Here is a 15,462-nt window from a genome sequence, read left to right as displayed (position 1 = left end):
CAGCGACCGCGGGGCCGCACGGTCAGCGCGAGAGCGACCCCAGACGGTCCCCCGCCTTCTCCGCGGCCTTCGCGGCCCGCCTGGCGCGGTGCCGCTCCTCGGCGGCGACGACCCCCAGCGCGAAGGCCCCCTCCCCGCTGCGATCGGCCTCCTTCAGGATCAGCGCACGGGCGGCGAGCGCGTCGCGCTCCTCCCCCAGGGCGTCGGCGAGGTCCTCGCCCGCCTCGGCGAGCGAGCGGCGCCGGGCGCCGACGGCCTCGGGGACGACCGCCCGCCACGCCTCCACGGTGTAGCGGAGCCGCTTCGCCGCCTTCCGCAGGTCGTGACGAGCCTCGAGCGAGCCGCCGGCCGCCGCGGAGCCCGCCGCGGAGATGCGCGCGAGGTCCTTCGCGACGGAGCGGCGCACCAGCGCCGTCGCGCTCGAGCCCGCCCGCGCGGTGCGGGGCGGATCCGCGAGCAGGGCGTCGAGCGAGGCGAGGAGCGCGAGGTAGCGGCCGCCGCGCAGAGTGCGGTCGACGCGGCGCAGCGCCGAGGCGTGCCGGTGCTCGATCTCCTCCAGCAGGGCGGTGGGGGTGCTCGGGGCGCCCTCGACGGCCGCCAGGGAGGTGCGGAACCGCTCGGCGAGCACCTCCTGGTCGCGGGCCGCGCCGAGGACCCCTCCCAGCCAGCGCAGCTCGTCCCGCACGGGGTCGGTCGCCGCACGGTCGAGCACGGAGCGGGAGGCGGCGAGGACGGACCGGAGCCGGCGCGCGAGCACGCGCATCCGGTGCAGGGCGTCGTCGGCCTCGAGGCGCACCCGCGGGTCGACGGCGCGCAGCTCGCGCAGGAGCGAGCGGACCGCGGCGAGCGCCGCCTCCCCGCCGTTCCGCGGATCCGGGACCGCCTCCTCGATCGGGCCGCCGGTGGCCCGGGCGAGCTTGGAGGCGCTGGCGGCCGGGCGGGCGCCCGCGGCGAGGAGGCGCTGCTCGATCGCGTCGAGGACCCGCTCGCCCTCGTCCCCAGGGACGTCGACGAGCTCGACCTCCCACTCCCTCCAGCGCCGCTCGCGGCCGGTGCGCTGGTCGCGCGCGGTCACCAGGTCGTCGGCGATCTCGGCGAGCTCCCGCCCGTGGGAGTCGAGGGCGCGGGTGATCGAGCGGACCGTCTCGAGCAGCGCCAGCGGCTCGAGCGGCGCGCGCCCCACCTGCCCGAGCACCGGCTCGCGGACGGCGGACGGGACCGTGCGCGAGGCCGTGAGCTCCGCGTGGATCTCGGTGCGGCCGGAGGAGCCGGGCAGCTTGACGTGCCAGCCCTGGTCGGATCCGCCCTCGCGGCGGCGCAGCGTGATCCGCGCCCGGGACAGAGCGCGCTCGGCGGTGTCGAAGTACTCGGCGCGGAGGGTCACCGGCTCCTCGGTGCGGACGCTCGCGACGCTCCCGGTGCCGGTCAGGTCGGGCAGCCGGGTGCCCGCGTCGACGTCGTACTTGCGCTCGACCTCGGTCTGCACTCTCCGCGCACCGCCCGCCCGGGACGTCGCCGACTCGTTCTCCGCACCGCTGGCCATGCTCCATTGTGATCACGCCCGGCGCCGCTGCGGCACCCCGGGCGGCCAGGGGCGCCCTCGCCCTAGGCTGGAGCGATGACCGCGCCCGTTCCGCCCGTCGCCCGCCGCGTCCCCCTCGAGCGCCGCCACCACGGCGACGTGGTGGTCGACCACTACGAGTGGCTGCGCGAGAAGGAGAGCCCCGAGGTGATCGCGCACCTCGAGGCCGAGAACGCGTACACCGAGGCGGTGCTGGCTCCTCTCGCTCCGCTGCGCGAGCGCCTGTTCGAGGAGATCCGCTCGCGGACGAAGGAGACCGACCTCTCGGTCCCCGTCCGGGAGGGCTCCTGGTGGTACTTCTCGCGCTCCTACGAGGGCCGCCAGTACGCCGTGCACTGCCGAGCGCCGATCAGCGGGCCGGACGACTGGACGCCGCCGTCGATCGCCGAGGGCGGTCCGCTCGAGGGCGAGCAGGTCGTCCTGGACGGCAACGCGGAGGCGGAGGGGCACGACTTCTTCTCGCTCGGCAGCTTCGACGTCTCGGCGGACGGCCGACGGCTGCTCTTCGGCACCGACGTCGAGGGCGACGAGCGCTACACCCTCCGCATCCGCGACCTCGAGACCGGCGAGGACCTGCCGGACGTCATCGAGGGGACCGGCGGCGGAGCGACCTTCGGCGCGGACGCGCGCTTCGTCTTCTACCCGACCGTCGACGAGTCCTGGCGCCCCGACACGATCTGGCGGCACGAGGTCGGCGCCGGGACCCCGGACGAGGTCGTCTTCGCCGAGCCCGACGAGCGCTACTGGATCGGCGTGGGCCTCACCCGCAGCCGCCGCTTCCTCGTCATCGAGATCGGCAGCAAGATCACGAGCGAGTGCCTGCTGCTGGACGCGTCCGACCCGACCGGCTCCTTCCGCTCGGTGTGGCCGCGCCGAGAGGGCGTGGAGTACGAGGTCGAGCACGCGGTCGTCGACGGGCACGACCGCCTGCTGATCGTGCACAACGACGGCGCCCTCGACTTCGAGATCGTCGAGGAGCCGGCCGACCTGTCGCTCGACGCCGACGCCCGGGCCCGCGAGCGCCGCGTGGTGGTGCCGCACCGCGAGGGTCGCCGGATCGAGGGCGTCGACGCCTTCGCCGGGCACGTCGTCGTCTCGTACCGCGCCGACGGAGCCACCCGGCTCGGGCTGCTCCGCGAGGACGGCGCCGGAGCGCGGCTCGAGGAGATCGTCTTCGACGAGCCGCTCTACGACGCTGGCCTGGCGGGGAACCCGGAGTGGGAGCAGCCCTCCCTCCGCCTCGCCTACACCTCGTTCGTCACCCCCTCGACCGTGCTCGCGCTCGACGTCGCGACGGGCGAGCGCACGGTGCTCAAGCAGCAGCCGGTGCTCGGCGACTACGACCCCGCGCTGTACGTGCAGAGGAGGGAGTGGGCCGTGGCGGAGGACGGCACGCGGGTGCCGCTCTCGCTCGTCTGGCGCCGCGACGCCGCCGATCCGGACTCGGCCCCCGCGCCGCTCCTCCTCTACGGCTACGGCTCGTACGAGGCGAGCATCGACCCTGGCTTCTCGATCGCGCGCCTCTCGCTGCTCGACCGCGGCGTCGTCTTCGCCGTCGCGCACGTCCGCGGCGGCGGGGAGATGGGCCGCTCCTGGTACGAGAACGGGAAGACGCTGGCGAAGCGGACGACCTTCACCGACTTCGTCTCCGCGGCGCGGCACCTGGTCGACGCGGGCTTCACCTCTCCGGCCCGCCTGGTCGCGCAGGGAGGGTCGGCCGGCGGCCTGCTGATGGGCGCGGTCGCGAACCTCGCCCCGGAGGCGTTCGCGGGTGTCCTCGCGCAGGTCCCGTTCGTCGACGCGCTCACCTCGATCCTCGACCCGTCGCTCCCGCTCACGGTGATCGAGTGGGACGAGTGGGGCGACCCGCTGCACGACGCCGAGGTGTACGCCTACATGAAGTCGTACTCGCCCTACGAGAACGTCCGCGAGGGCGTGCAGTACCCCCGGATCCTCGCGACGACGAGCCTCAACGACACCCGGGTGCTGTACGTGGAGCCGGCGAAGTGGGTGGCCAGGCTCCGCGAGGTCGGCGCTCCCGCGCTGCTGCGCACCGAGATGACAGCGGGACACGGCGGAGTGAGCGGACGCTACGAGCGCTGGCGCGAGATCGCGTTCGAGTACGCCTGGACGCTGGACGTGCTCGAGCTGGCCTGAGCGCCCCGCCGCAAGCCCCTCCGCCCGTCGTCCGCGGCCAGTAGGGTTCGGGGTGCCGACGGAGGGAAGAGCATGAGCGCAGGCCTGTCGATCGACCGCATCGCCGCATGGGTGGCGGACCAGAGGTGGTACGCGAGCAAGGGGCGGCGCCCCGAGCTGGAGGTCCGCGGCGCCTGGTCGCTGCACCCCGGCGAGGCGGAGGTGGTGGACCACCTCTTCATCGACCGGGCAGGCACGAGCCCGGTGCTGTATCAGGTCCCGGTGACCGTCCACGCGGCTCCGGTGCCCGGGCTCGAGGACGCCCTCGTCTACTCCGACGACTCGCACTTCGTGTACGACGCTCCACGGGACCCGGTGTTCGCCCGCGCCCTGCTCGGCATGATCGCCGACGGCGGCCGCTCCGACGAGGACGGCGCCCAGGGCGGCGCCCGCGCCGAGGGCCACCGGCAGCCGGGTGCCGCGATCGGGGCGTTCGCGTCCTCGAAGGTGCTCAGCGGCGAGCAGTCGAACACCTCGGTGATCGTCCGCACCACCGCCGACGACGGATCCGACGCGACCCCGGTGATCGTCAAGGTCTTCCGCGCCCTCCACCACGGCGACAACCCGGACGTGACGGTGCAGTCGGCGCTCAACGCCGCCGGGAGCGCCCTCGTCCCGCCCGTGATCGGCAACGTGACCGGCGAGTGGGACGACGAGGGCGAGGAGACGGGCCGCGCCTTCGGGCACCTCGCCTTCGCGCAGGAGTTCCTCCCCGGGGTCCAGGACGCGTGGCGCGTCGCCCTCGAGGCGGTCGCCGCCGACTCCGACTTCACCGGACCCGCCCGCGAGCTGGGCCGCGCCACCGCCGAGGTGCACGCGACGCTGGCGGAGGTCATGCCGACCGAGGACACCACGTCCGAGGTCGTCGAGCGGATGGTCGCGGCCATGCGCCGTCGCCTGCGCATCGCCTCGGCCGAGGTCCCCGTGATCGCCGAGGACTCGGAGGCGATCGAGGCCGTGTTCCGCGCCGCCGAGACCGCGCCGTGGCCGAGGCTCCAGCGCATCCACGGCGACTACCACCTCGGGCAGGTCCTGTCCGTGCCCGATCGCGGCTGGGTGCTCCTCGACTTCGAGGGCGAGCCGCTGCGGCCCATGCACGAGCGCCGTCTTCCCGACGTGGCGCTCCGCGACGTGGCGGGGATGCTGCGCTCCTTCGACTACGCGGCGGGTGCGCACGAGCAGGCCGAGCCGGGCGCCTCGAGGGCGGCGTGGGCGGCGGCGAGCCGTGCCGCGTTCCTCGAGGGCTACGCCGAGCAGGCGGGCGACGCGGTCACCGCGCACCGGGCGGTGCTCGACGCGTTCGAGCTCGACAAGGCCGTCTACGAGGCGATCTACGAGGCGCGCAACCGGCCGGAGTGGCTGTCGATCCCGGTCGCCGCGGTGCAGCGCCTCGCCGGACGCTCGTAGGGTGGCAGGCATGAGCGACGACACCGACGACAAGAAGCCCCTGGACCCGCTGAGCGACTTCAGCATCCCGGGCGACACCGATCTGCACACGACCGGCGATGCCTCGGGCGCGGACGGCGACGAGGTCGCGGAGCCCGGAGCGGACGAGGACTGAGCCGCCTGCTCTGCGGGGCCGGCCGCCGGCTCGGCTCCGCGGAGCCGGCGGCCGGCCTAGCCCAGCGGGGCGAGCGGCTCGACCGCCGGCCCCTCCAGCACCGTCCCGTCGGCTGCGAAGCGGGAGCCGTGCAGCGGACAGTCCCAGCTGCGCTCCGAGTCGTTCCAGGTGACGATCCCGCCCAGGTGCGGGCACACCGCCGACACCGCGCAGCGCCTCCCCTCGACGGTGGAGACAGCGACGGGCTGCAGGCCGTCGCGGGCGAGCGAGCCCTGGCCCTCCGCCGGCACCACCCCGGCCGAGCGGGGCGCGCGGAGCGCTGCCGACCAGCCGCGGGCGTACCAGGCGCCCACCGCCAGCCCGGCGCCGAGCCCCTCCGCCATCACCCGCGGCAGCGTGGGCCGGCGGTGCAGCGTCCTCGCCCAGGCCGGCGTCCCGCCCTCGAGGTCGGCGACGAGCGTCATCGCGGCCTGCACCGCGTTGGTCATCCCCCACTTGTCGTAGCCGGTCGCCAGGAAGATCCGTCCGCGGCCCCGCGGCAGCCAGCCCACGAACGGCACACGGTGGAACGGCTCGTAGTCCTGGGCGCTCCACTGCGCGACCGGCTCCGCCCCCGGGAAGGACCGCCGCGTCCAGGCGACCAGGTCGTCCACCGCCTCCGAGGTGACGGGCCTGCGCCCCACCGGGTGGCCGTTGCCGCCGATCAGGAGGAGCCGCTCGCCGTCGCGCTCGGCGTCGCGCACCGAGCGGGACGGCTCGTCGACCGAGAGGTACATGCCGTCGGGGATCGGCGCGTCGGTGCGGAACGCGACCGCGTACGAGCGCAGCGCGGCGATCTTGGCGAAGTAGAGGCCGCGGTCGAGGATCGGCGCGCCCGTGAGCAGGTAGGCCCGGTCCCCGGTCACCGGGCCCGCGCTGGTGCGGACCCGGACAGGAGCGGTCGCTCGCATCCCGAGGGCCCGGACGCCCTGTACCAGGGTGCCCCCGGCGGCGCGGAAGTCGGCGGCGAGCGCCGTGAGGACGTCCATCGGGTCGAACTGGGCCTGGTTGTCGAGGGCCACGGCCGCCGTGCTGGGGAAGGGCACGTCGAGCTCGCCGACGAGGCGGGTCGCGAGGCCGAAGCGGCGCGCGGTCGCGTGCTCCTTCAGGACGGCGTCCACGCCCTCGGGCGTCTGCGCGTAGCTGTAGGCGGTGCGCCTCTGCACCGGCACTCCCGCGCCCTCGCAGTAGTCGAGCAGCCAGCGGAAGCCCGCGAGGTTCGCCGCGACGTAGGCCTCGGTCACCGCGGGGATGTTGCGCTCCGCGATCCGGGAGAGGTGCGCTCCCTGCAGGAGGCTGAGCTTCGCCGTCGTGTTCCCGGTCGTGACCGCGCCGACCTCCCGCGCCTCCAGCACCAGCACGCGCCGGCCAGTCCGCTGCAGGAGGAGCGCGGTGACCAGCCCGGTGAGTCCGGCGCCGACCACGACGTCATCGAAGTGCGCGCCCGGCATGAACTCGTCGGAGGGGATCGGAGCCGCGCCCGCCCGCCAGAGGGAGCGGGGCCGCGGGGCCGTCGTGGTCGTGTCCTCCGGAGTCATCGGGAGTCCCTCCGTTCAGGGGCCGGACGGCCCACGAGCGACGCTACGCGGAGCCTCCGGGACCGTCACGGTGTTGACACGTCGCGGGACGCGGGCTCAGAGCCAGCCCCACCGCTTGAAGAGCCGGTGCAGCACCACGCTCGAGGCGAGCATCGCCGCGAGCGCCGCCGGGTACCCCCACGCCACGTGCAGCTCGGGCATCACGTCGAAGTTCATGCCGTAGATGCTCGAGATCATGGTCGGCGCGAAGAAGATGGCCGCCCAGGCGGAGATCCGCTTGACCTCGTCGTTCTGCTGGTTGCCCACCTCCGCGAGCTTCTTCATGTCCTCGTTCTGGCGCTGGGCGACGAGGGTCGCGTTCACCGCCAGGATCTCCCGCAGCGTGGTGCGGAAGCCGTCGACCCGCTCGGTGACGAGCGCGACGTGGTCGGCGACGTCGCGGATGTAGCGGCGCAGCTCCACATCCGACTGGAACACCTCGAAGTCGGTGACGAGCCGCCCGAGCATGCCGGTCAGCGGAGCGACCGCACGCTGGAAGTCCAGCACCTCCTGGCTGAGCTCGTAGATGCGGCGGGACACCGCCGGGTCGCCCTCGAAGACCTGCGCCTCGATCTCGTCGATGTCGTTCTCGAGACCGGCGACGACGGGCGAGTACTGATCCACGACGGCGTCGAGGATCGCGTACAGCACGGCGACCGGGCCGACGCGCAGCAGCTCCGGATCGGCCTCCATCCGCCGCCGCACCAGCGAGAGGTCGGGCTTCTCGGAGTGGCGGACCGTGACGACGAAGTTCGACCCCACGAACAGGTGGAGCTCGCCGAAGTCGACCTCCTCGCGCTGGTCGGAGTAGCTGGCGGCGCGCAGCACCACGAACATGTCGCTGCCGTACCGCTCGAGCTTGGGCCTCTGGTGCGCGCTGATCGCGTCCTCGAGGGCGAGCGGGTGCATCGAGAACTCGTCCTCGAGCGCGGCGAGCTCGGCCGCGTTCGGCCGGTACAGCCCGATCCACGCCATCGCGTCGGGCAGCTTCTGCAGGGCGGCGAGCGCCTCCGGGATGCTGCCGGGAGAGACGACCCGGCGGCCGTCCTGGTAGATCGCGTTGTCGACCGTGCTGGTGCGGGCCGGCTCGTCGTCCGGGCGCAGACGCTGGATGGGAGCGGTGTCCTCGGCGGCGGCGCGGGTGCGCGAGCCCAGACCCAGGATCGTCGCGGGGACGCGGGGCAGCTTCACGACCATCTCCTCTGCTCGACCGACGCCCTATTGTGCACCTCCCGGTGAACGGGAGGTGTCCGCTGCGCCGCCGGTGTCGGAGGGCCTCACTAGCCTGGAGGCGCTCCCCCGGACGACGCAGAGGAAGGACGACCGTGAAGCTGCTGCACACCTCGGACTGGCACATCGGCCGCACCTTCCACGGGCACTCCACGACGGCGGCGCTCGCGACCGTGCTCGAGGCCCTGGTCGAGACAGTGCAGGCCGAGCGCGTGGACGCGGTGCTGATCGCCGGCGACGTCTTCGACTCCGCCGTGCCCGCCGCGGAGCACTACACCCTCCTCACCCGCACGCTCGAGGCGATCCGCGCGGCCGGCGCCGAGGTCGTCCTCACCAGCGGCAACCACGACTCCCCCGCCCGGCTCGGCTTCCAGGCGGGGCTCCTGCGCGGAGCGGGCGTCCACGTCCTCACCGACCCCGAGGCGTACGCCGAGCCGGTCCTGCTGCGCGACGCGTCCGGCCTCGAGGTCGGCGTCCACGGCATCCCCTTCCTCGAGCCCGCCCTCTTCCGCCACCGGCACCCGGAGGAGCAGCTGCGCCGCCACGAGGACGTGCTCGCCTTCGCGATGGCGCGGGTGCGCGCCGCCGCCGAGGCGGCGGGCCGTCCCTGGGTCGTGCTCGCGCACTGCTTCGCGGTCGGAGCCCCGGCCGCGGTCCTCGAGCGCGACATCACGGCGGGCGGGCTCGACTACGTCTCGGTCGAGCACTTCGCCGCGGCCGACTACGCGGCGCTCGGGCACATCCACGGACGCGCCGAGCTGCTGCCGGGAGTGCGCTACTCCGGAGCGCCGCTGCACTACTCGTTCGGCGAGGCGTCGAAGCCGCGCGGTGCCTGGCTGGTGACGATCGGGCCCGAGGGGCTCGAGGGCGTCGAGTGGTCGCCGCTCCCCGTGCCGAGGAGGCTCAGCGTGATCGAAGGCGAGCTCCAGCAGCTGCTGCGCGATCCCTCCCTGGCCGAGGTGGAGGGCGACTGGGTCTCGGCGGTGCTCACCGATCCCGTGCGCCCGCTCGACGCCATGGCGCGCCTGCAGTCGCGCTTCCCCGGCTGCGCCACGCTCGAGCACCGGCCCCCGCACGCCGCGGCCGAGCCGCGCGCGTACGCCGAGCGGATCCGCGGGCGGAGCGACGTGGAGGTCGTCGACGACTTCCTCGCCCACGTCCGCGGCGGTCACGGCGCCACGGAGACCGAGCGCGCCCTCACCCTCGACGCGCTCGCGGCCGTCGAGGCCGAGGCTCTGCGGTGAGGATCCGCCGACTCGCCTTCGCCGGACTCGGACCGTTCCGCGCCGAGCAGTGCGTCGACTTCGACCGGCTCGAGGACGTGGGCGTGTACCTCATCGCCGGGCGCACCGGAGCGGGCAAGTCGACGATCCTCGACGCGATCGCGTTCGCGCTCTACGGCTCGGTCCCCCGCTTCGACGGCACCGCCTCGCGCCTCCGGAGCGACCACAGCGGCCCCGAGGACGAGACCTTCGCCGAGCTCGACTTCGAGGCGGCGGGGCGCGTCTACCGCGTCCGGCGCTCGCCCGAGTACGAGCGGCCGAAACGGCGCGGCACCGGCACCACGACCCAGCCGGCGAAGGTCGAGCTGCTGGAGCAGGTCGACGGCACCTGGGTCGGGCTCTCGTCGAGCGCGAAGGAGGTGGGCGCCGACATCGGCCGGATCGTCGGCCTGACGAAGGACCAGTTCCTCCAGGTGATCCTGCTGGCGCAGAACCGCTTCCACGAGTTCCTGCTCGCGAAGAACGACGACCGGCAGCGGCTCCTGCGCACGCTCTTCGCGACCGAGCGCTTCGATCTGCTCCGCCGCCGCCTGCTCGAGCAGCGCGACGCGAGCGCCGTCGGGCTCGAGGAGGAGCGCGCGGCCGTGACGGCGCTCGCGGACGAGGCCGTCCGGCTCCTCGATGACGGAGCCGAGCCGCCTCTGCCGGACGCCGCCTGGTTCGCCGGGCTGCCGGCGCGGCTCGCCGCTCCGCTCGAGGCGGCCCGGGCCGGCTCCGCCGCGGCCGACGCGGCGCACGAGGCCGCGGGCACCGCTCTCGACGAGGCACGGCGCATCGCACGGGGCCTGGAGCGGCGCCGGCGCGCCCTCATCGAGGCGGAGGAGCTCGTGGTCGCCGAGTCGCACGTCGAGCAGCAGCGGGCCGCGATCGAGCGCGCGCGCCGGGCCGACGGCGTGCTGCCGCTGCTCCGCTCCGCCCGGGCAGCCGCCGAGAAGGAGCGGGCCGCCCGGCAGCAGCGCGACCTCGCCGCCGACGCCTACGGGGACGCGTCCGGGGGCCCGGCCGCCGAGACGGCCGAACGGCTCGCCGCTGTCCTCGGCGCCCTCGCCGAGGCGCTGGCAGAGGAGCGCCGGCTCCCCGACGCGGAGCGCGTCACCGAGCGGTCCGCACGCGCCGAGCAGGCGGCGGCGACCGCGCTCGCGGGGATCGAGGCGGAGCTGCGCGAGCTGCCCGCCCGCGTCGACGCGCTCGCCGCCGAGGAGGAGTCCCTGGCCGGGGAGGCCGCCGCTGTCCCCACGCGCGTCGACGAGCTCGCCGCGCTCGAGCGGAGGATCGCCGCGGCCCTCGAGCGCGATCTCACTGCGGCGGGTCTGCAGCGGCTCGGCACGGCCTACGCCGACGCGGCGCGCGTCCACGGCGAGCGCGCCGCGGAGCAGGCCGCCCTGATCGCGCGCCGGTTCGCCGGGTTCGCCGGGGAGCTCACCGAGCGGCTGGAGCCGGGCGAGCCCTGCCCCGTCTGCGGCTCGTGCGAGCACCCCCGCCCGGCCGAGCACGACGGCCCGACGACGGTCGGCACCGACGACCTCGACCGGGCCCGCGTCGCGGTGGAGCGCGCCGCCGCCGCCCTCGACGGCGCCCGCGAGCGCGAGGGAGCCGCGGCTCGGGCTCTCGCGGCGCTCGAGGAGCGCGTGGGCGAGGACGCGGATCCGGAGTCGCTCCGCCCGGCGCACGAGGAGCGGCTCGCCTCGGCGCGCCGCGCCGCCGCCCGCATGGAGGAGCTGCGGCGCGAGCGCATCCGGCTGCGCACCCGGATCGACGCTCTCACGACCGGGCGGGACGCCGCTCGTGAGGAGCACCGCGCCCGCGCCGACGAGTCCGCCCTCGCCGCTGAAGCGCTGCGGCTGCTGCGGGAGCGCGTCGAGGCCTTCCGCGACGGCGCGACGAGCGTCGCCTCGCGCGTCGAGCAGCTGAACGCCCAGCGCCGTCGTGCCGTCGCCCTGGTCGAGGCCGAGGAGGCGGCCGTCTCGCGGTCCGAGGCCGCCGCCGCCGCCCGGGAGGAGCTCGCCGAGGTCCTCGCCGAGCGCGGCTTCACGACCGCCGAGGAGGCCGAGTCGGCCGCGCTGGCCAGCGGGGACCGGGCGCGGGCCGAGGCCGTCGTCGCCGAGCACGAGCGACGGCGGAGCGCGACGGAGGCGGTGCTCGCCGACCCGGAGCTCCGCGGACTGCCGGGCGCAGCCGTCGACCTCGCCGCCGCCGAGGAGCGCTCGCGCGAGGCCTCCGCCCGTCGCGACGAGGCGCGAGCCGGCCTCTCCGTGCTCGAGCACCGCTCGGAGCGCCTGGCCGAGCTCGCCGCGACGGCCGCGGGCCGCCTCGCGGTGCTGGGTGAGCGCCTCCGCCGCCACGAGGAGCTGCGCGCGCTGGCCGAGACCGTCTCCGGCCGGGGGCAGAACACGCGCCGGATGGACCTCGAGGCCTTCGCCCTCGCCGGACGTCTGGAGGAGATCGTGACCGCGGCGAACCTCCGCCTCGACGCGATGACCAGCGGCCGCTACGCGCTCGCCCACGACGACTCGCTCGCCTACCGCGGCGCCGCCTCCGGCCTCGGGATCGACGTGCTCGACGCCTTCACCGGCGTCCGCCGGCAGCCCGCCTCGCTCTCCGGCGGCGAGACGTTCCTCGCCTCGCTCGCCCTCGCCCTCGGCCTCGCCGACGTGGTGACGGCGCAGTCCGGCGGCATCTCGCTCGAGACCATGTTCATCGACGAGGGCTTCGGCTCGCTCGACGCCGAGACGCTCGAGACGGCGCTCAGCACGCTCGACGAGCTGCGGTCGGGCGGTCGGACGATCGGCCTGATCAGCCACGTCGACGCGATGCGCGAGCGGCTGCCGATCGGCCTCCGCGTCGCGGTGGGGCCGCGCGGCGACTCGACGATCCTCACCGGCTGAGCGGCCGCTCCCGGGCGAAGGGGCGACGACGGCCCGCTGGCTCCTCTCGCACTGCAGCAGCGAGCGCGCCCGCGCCCGCTGCTAGGGTCGTGCGCAGTGACACGGGGTGCCCGCCAGGGCTGAGAGAAGACCCGTTGAACCTGATCTAGTTCGTACTAGCGAAGGGATGTCGCGAATGAGCATTCGCACGCCTGTCCACCCGACCCTCCCCGCCGACACGGCGCCCGACCCGGCGTCCGTGGGTCGCGATCTCGCCGAGCTCCGCGCCGCCGGGCCCCTGGTGCAGTGCATCACGAACGCGGTCGTCACCGGCTTCACCGCCAACAGCCTCCTGGCCCTCGGCGCCAGCCCGGCGATGTGCGACCTGCCCGGCGAGGCGGGCGTCTTCGCGGGCCTCGCCTCCGCCGTGCTCGTCAACCTCGGCACGCCCGGAGCGGAGCAGCGCGAGGGTGCTCGCGAGGCGGTCGCCGCGGCCGGACGCGCCGGCACCCCGTGGGTGCTCGATCCGGTCGCCGTGGGCCCGCTGCCCGTCCGCACCGCTCTGGCGGTGGAGCTGCTCGAGGCGCGGCCCGCGATCATCCGCGGCAACGCCTCCGAGATCCTCGCCCTCGCGGGAGCCGGTGCGGGCGGCCGCGGCGTGGACGCCGTCGACACCGCCGAGCAGGCGCTCGACTCCGCCCGCGTCCTCGCCCGCCGCACCGGCGGCGTGGTCGCCGTCTCGGGAGCGGTCGACCTCGTCACCGACGGCGAGCGGATCGTCCGGGTCACGGGGGGCCACCCGCTGCTGACCCGCGTGACCGGCGGCGGCTGCGCGCTCGGCGCCGTGATGGCGGCGTTCCTCGGCGCGGGCGCCCGCCCGCTCGACGCGGCCGTCAGCGCCTCCGCGGTCTGGGGCCTCGCCGCCGAGCGGGCCGCCGCCGCGAGCAGCGGTCCCGGGTCCTTCGCCGTCGGCCTCCTCGACGCCCTCGCTGCCCTCCAGCCGGCCGACGCCGAGGCCGGGGCGCGGATCGCATGAGCCTCGACCTCTCGCTCTACCTCGTCACGGACACCGCCCAGTGCGGCCCGCGCGGCGTGCCCGCGGTGGTCGCCGCCGCCGTCCGGGGCGGAGTCACGACCGTGCAGATCCGCGATCACGACGCCCCCGCCGCCGAGCTCGTCGCCCTGACCCGGGCCGTCGCCGCCGTCCTCGACGAGCGCACGACCCTGCTGGTCGACGACCGCGTCGACGTCGCCCTCGCCGCCCGCCTCGCGGGCGCCCGCGTCCACGGCGTCCACCTCGGGCAGTCCGACCTCCCCGTCACCGCCGCCCGCTCGCTGCTCGGACCCGACGCGGTGATCGGGCTCACCGCGAACACCCCCGAGCACCTCGCCGCCGTCCGCGCCCTGCCCGCGGGGACGGTCGACTACCTCGGCGTCGGCGTCATCCGGCCCACCGCGACCAAGCCCGACCACCCCGCTCCCCTCGGTGTCGACGGGTTCGCCGCCCTCGCCGCGGCCACGGCGCTGCCCTGCGTCGCCATCGGCGGAGTCGGAGCCGCGGATGCGGGGCCACTCCGCCTCGCCGGTGCGGCCGGCCTCGCGGTCGTGTCGGCGCTCTGCACGGCCGCCGACCCCGCGGCGGCCGCCCGCCTGATCCGAGCGGAGTGGGACCGGTGACCGCCGGCGCCCGCGTCCCCCGTGTCCTCAGCATCGCCGGCACCGATCCGACCGGCGGTGCAGGCGTCCAGGCCGACCTCAAGTCGATCGGCGCGCTCGGCGGCTACGGCATGGCGGTCGTCACCGCGCTCGTCGCGCAGAACACGCACGGTGTCCGCTCCGTGCACCTGCCACCCGCCGCGTTCCTCCGCGAGCAGCTCGACGCGGTGAGCGACGACGTCACGATCGACGCGGTGAAGATCGGGATGCTCGCCACGGCCGAGTACGCCGGAGTCGTCGCCGAGTGGCTCGACGAGGTCCGCCCGCCCGTCGTGGTCGTGGATCCGGTGATGGTCGCGACCAGCGGTCACCGGCTGCTCGCTCCCGAGGCGGAGGACGCCGTGCGCGACCTGCTCCGCCGCGCCGACCTGGTGACGCCGAACCTCCCCGAGCTGGGCGTGCTGGCCGGAGAGCCGACCGCCTCCGACTGGCCGGCCGCGCTCGCGCAGGGAGCGGCACTCGCCCGCGCCCTCGAGGCCGCCGTGCTGGTGAAGGGCGGCCACCTCGACGGCCCCGCCACCCCGGACGCGATCGTCACCCCCGACGGCCTCGTGCGCGAGGTCCCCGGCGAGCGCGTCGCCACCTCGAACACGCACGGCACCGGGTGCTCGCTCTCGTCCGCGATGGCGACGCTCCTGGCCGGGCGCGACGCCTCCTCCGACGCCCTGGTCGAGGCGCTGACGGAGGCCAAGGAGTGGCTGACCAGCGCCCTGCGCGCCGCCGACGCTCTCGAGGTCGGCTCCGGCAACGGCCCGATCGACCACTTCCACCGGCAACGTCCTCCGGCGTTCTGCGCGGACGTCTGGGAGCGGACGCGGACCCTCCGCGACGAGATCGACGCGCTCCCGTTCGTGCGGGCCCTCGGCGACGGCTCCCTCGGGCGGGAGGACTTCGAGTGGTACCTCGAGCAGGACGCTCTCTACCTCACCGAGTACGCCCGCGTCCTGGCCGTGGCGGCGCAACGCGCGCCGACCACCGCCGAGCAGGTCTTCTGGGCCGAGGGCTCGGCGTCCGCCCTCGCGGCGGAGGCTCAGCTGCACCGCGACCGGCTCGGGACCAGGGACGCGACTCCCGCGCCCGTGACCCGCGGCTACACCGACCACCTGCTCGCGGTCGCCGCGGGCGGCGGCTACGGCGAGATCGTCGCCGCCCTGCTCCCCTGCTTCTGGCTCTACGCCGACGTCGGGTCGCGCCTCGCCGCCTCCGGGCACCCCGAGCACCCCTACGCGGACTGGCTGCTCACCTACGGCGACCCGGTCTTCGCGACGGCCACCGAGCGGGCGATCGAGTTCACGGAGCAGGCCGCCCGCGACGCCTCACCGAGGCAGCGCGCCGCGATGAGGGACGCGTTCCTGCGGTCGAGTTCGTTCGAGAAGGACTTCTTCGCCGCACCGCTCGCCCGGACCGGCTGAGC

General features: G+C 75.5%; 11 protein-coding genes and 1 riboswitch. Of the genes, 8 read left to right on the top strand and 3 right to left on the bottom strand.

Translation table 11 applies throughout. From position 1 onward, the window contains the following. Positions 1-22: 22 nt before the first annotated feature. Positions 23-1,543 (bottom strand): CYTH and CHAD domain-containing protein, encoded by a 1,521-nt coding sequence (locus C5C37_RS04535; protein WP_104268503.1) that lies wholly within the window; start codon positions 1,541-1,543, stop codon positions 23-25. Positions 1,544-1,618: 75 nt separating this feature from the next. Here C5C37_RS04535 and C5C37_RS04530 point away from each other — a divergent pair, with 75 nt between their 5' ends. From C5C37_RS04530 to C5C37_RS17400, 3 genes are all read left to right on the top strand, one after another. Beyond that, positions 1,619-3,739, top strand: coding sequence for a S9 family peptidase (locus C5C37_RS04530; protein WP_104272684.1), 2,121 nt, complete (start codon positions 1,619-1,621; stop codon positions 3,737-3,739). Between the two features lie 72 nt (positions 3,740-3,811). Next, a complete protein-coding gene (locus C5C37_RS04525; RefSeq protein ID WP_104287575.1) occupies positions 3,812-5,185 on the top strand; it encodes a phosphotransferase in 1,374 nt (457 codons plus the stop codon). 10 nt (positions 5,186-5,195) lie between these two features. Then, entirely contained in the window at positions 5,196-5,339 is a 144-nt protein-coding gene (locus C5C37_RS17400) for a hypothetical protein (RefSeq protein WP_159914626.1), read from the top strand. Positions 5,340-5,395: 56 nt separating this feature from the next. On the opposite strand, the gene C5C37_RS04520 is transcribed toward C5C37_RS17400, so the two are convergent. Together C5C37_RS04520 and C5C37_RS04515 are read right to left on the bottom strand one after the other, a co-directional pair. After that, positions 5,396-6,916, bottom strand: coding sequence for an FAD-dependent oxidoreductase (locus tag C5C37_RS04520; protein WP_104260935.1), 1,521 nt, complete (start codon positions 6,914-6,916; stop codon positions 5,396-5,398). Positions 6,917-7,012: 96 nt separating this feature from the next. Continuing rightward, on the bottom strand, positions 7,013-8,152 hold the full coding sequence (locus C5C37_RS04515; RefSeq protein ID WP_104223070.1) for a magnesium and cobalt transport protein CorA: 1,140 nt from the start codon (positions 8,150-8,152) through the stop codon (positions 7,013-7,015). Between the two features lie 128 nt (positions 8,153-8,280). Here C5C37_RS04515 and C5C37_RS04510 point away from each other — a divergent pair, with 128 nt between their 5' ends. The 5 genes from C5C37_RS04510 to thiD all read left to right on the top strand — a co-directional run bounded on the left by C5C37_RS04510 (position 8,281) and on the right by thiD (position 15,460). After that, positions 8,281-9,429, top strand: coding sequence for an exonuclease SbcCD subunit D (locus tag C5C37_RS04510; protein WP_104338532.1), 1,149 nt, complete (start codon positions 8,281-8,283; stop codon positions 9,427-9,429). Beyond that, positions 9,426-12,353, top strand: a complete 2,928-nt coding sequence (locus tag C5C37_RS04505; protein ID WP_104338531.1) for an AAA family ATPase — start codon at positions 9,426-9,428, stop codon at positions 12,351-12,353. Before C5C37_RS04510 ends, C5C37_RS04505 begins: the two co-directional genes overlap by 4 nt. Positions 12,354-12,445: 92 nt before the next feature. Next, positions 12,446-12,537: riboswitch (TPP riboswitch) on the top strand. After that, entirely contained in the window at positions 12,529-13,368 is an 840-nt protein-coding gene (gene thiM, locus C5C37_RS04500; RefSeq protein ID WP_104246561.1) for a hydroxyethylthiazole kinase, read from the top strand. Its footprint overlaps the riboswitch before it by 9 nt. Continuing rightward, positions 13,365-14,009 carry a thiamine phosphate synthase gene (thiE, locus tag C5C37_RS04495; RefSeq protein WP_104255108.1) on the top strand — a complete coding sequence of 215 codons (645 nt, stop codon included), beginning with the start codon at positions 13,365-13,367 and terminating at the stop codon, positions 14,007-14,009. The genes thiM and thiE overlap by 4 nt, the downstream gene beginning before the upstream one ends. After that, positions 14,006-15,460, top strand: a complete 1,455-nt coding sequence (gene thiD, locus C5C37_RS04490; RefSeq protein ID WP_104246563.1) for a bifunctional hydroxymethylpyrimidine kinase/phosphomethylpyrimidine kinase — start codon at positions 14,006-14,008, stop codon at positions 15,458-15,460. Before thiE ends, thiD begins: the two co-directional genes overlap by 4 nt. The last annotated feature ends 2 nt before the right edge of the window (positions 15,461-15,462 follow it).

Origin of the sequence: Rathayibacter sp. AY1F9 (assembly GCF_002932155.1) — a bacterium.
Lineage (GTDB): Bacteria > Actinomycetota > Actinomycetes > Actinomycetales > Microbacteriaceae > Rathayibacter.
The sequence above is the reverse complement of the archived record's forward strand: the minus strand, read 5'-3'. Positions and strand labels throughout refer to the sequence as shown.

Bases quoted from the DNA above. Each gene is read 5' to 3' on its own strand.
- C5C37_RS04535 (WP_104268503.1), bottom strand. From the start codon at position 1,543: ATGGCCAGCGGTGCGGAGAACGAGTCGGCGACGTCCCGGGCGGGCGGT.
- thiM (WP_104246561.1), top strand. From the start codon at position 12,529: ATGAGCATTCGCACGCCTGTCCACCCGACCCTCCCCGCCGACACGGCG.
- thiE (WP_104255108.1), top strand. From the start codon at position 13,365: ATGAGCCTCGACCTCTCGCTCTACCTCGTCACGGACACCGCCCAGTGC.
- C5C37_RS04515 (WP_104223070.1), bottom strand. From the start codon at position 8,152: ATGGTCGTGAAGCTGCCCCGCGTCCCCGCGACGATCCTGGGTCTGGGC.
- C5C37_RS17400 (WP_159914626.1), top strand. From the start codon at position 5,196: ATGAGCGACGACACCGACGACAAGAAGCCCCTGGACCCGCTGAGCGAC.
- C5C37_RS04520 (WP_104260935.1), bottom strand. From the start codon at position 6,916: ATGACTCCGGAGGACACGACCACGACGGCCCCGCGGCCCCGCTCCCTC.
- C5C37_RS04525 (WP_104287575.1), top strand. From the start codon at position 3,812: ATGAGCGCAGGCCTGTCGATCGACCGCATCGCCGCATGGGTGGCGGAC.
- C5C37_RS04530 (WP_104272684.1), top strand. From the start codon at position 1,619: ATGACCGCGCCCGTTCCGCCCGTCGCCCGCCGCGTCCCCCTCGAGCGC.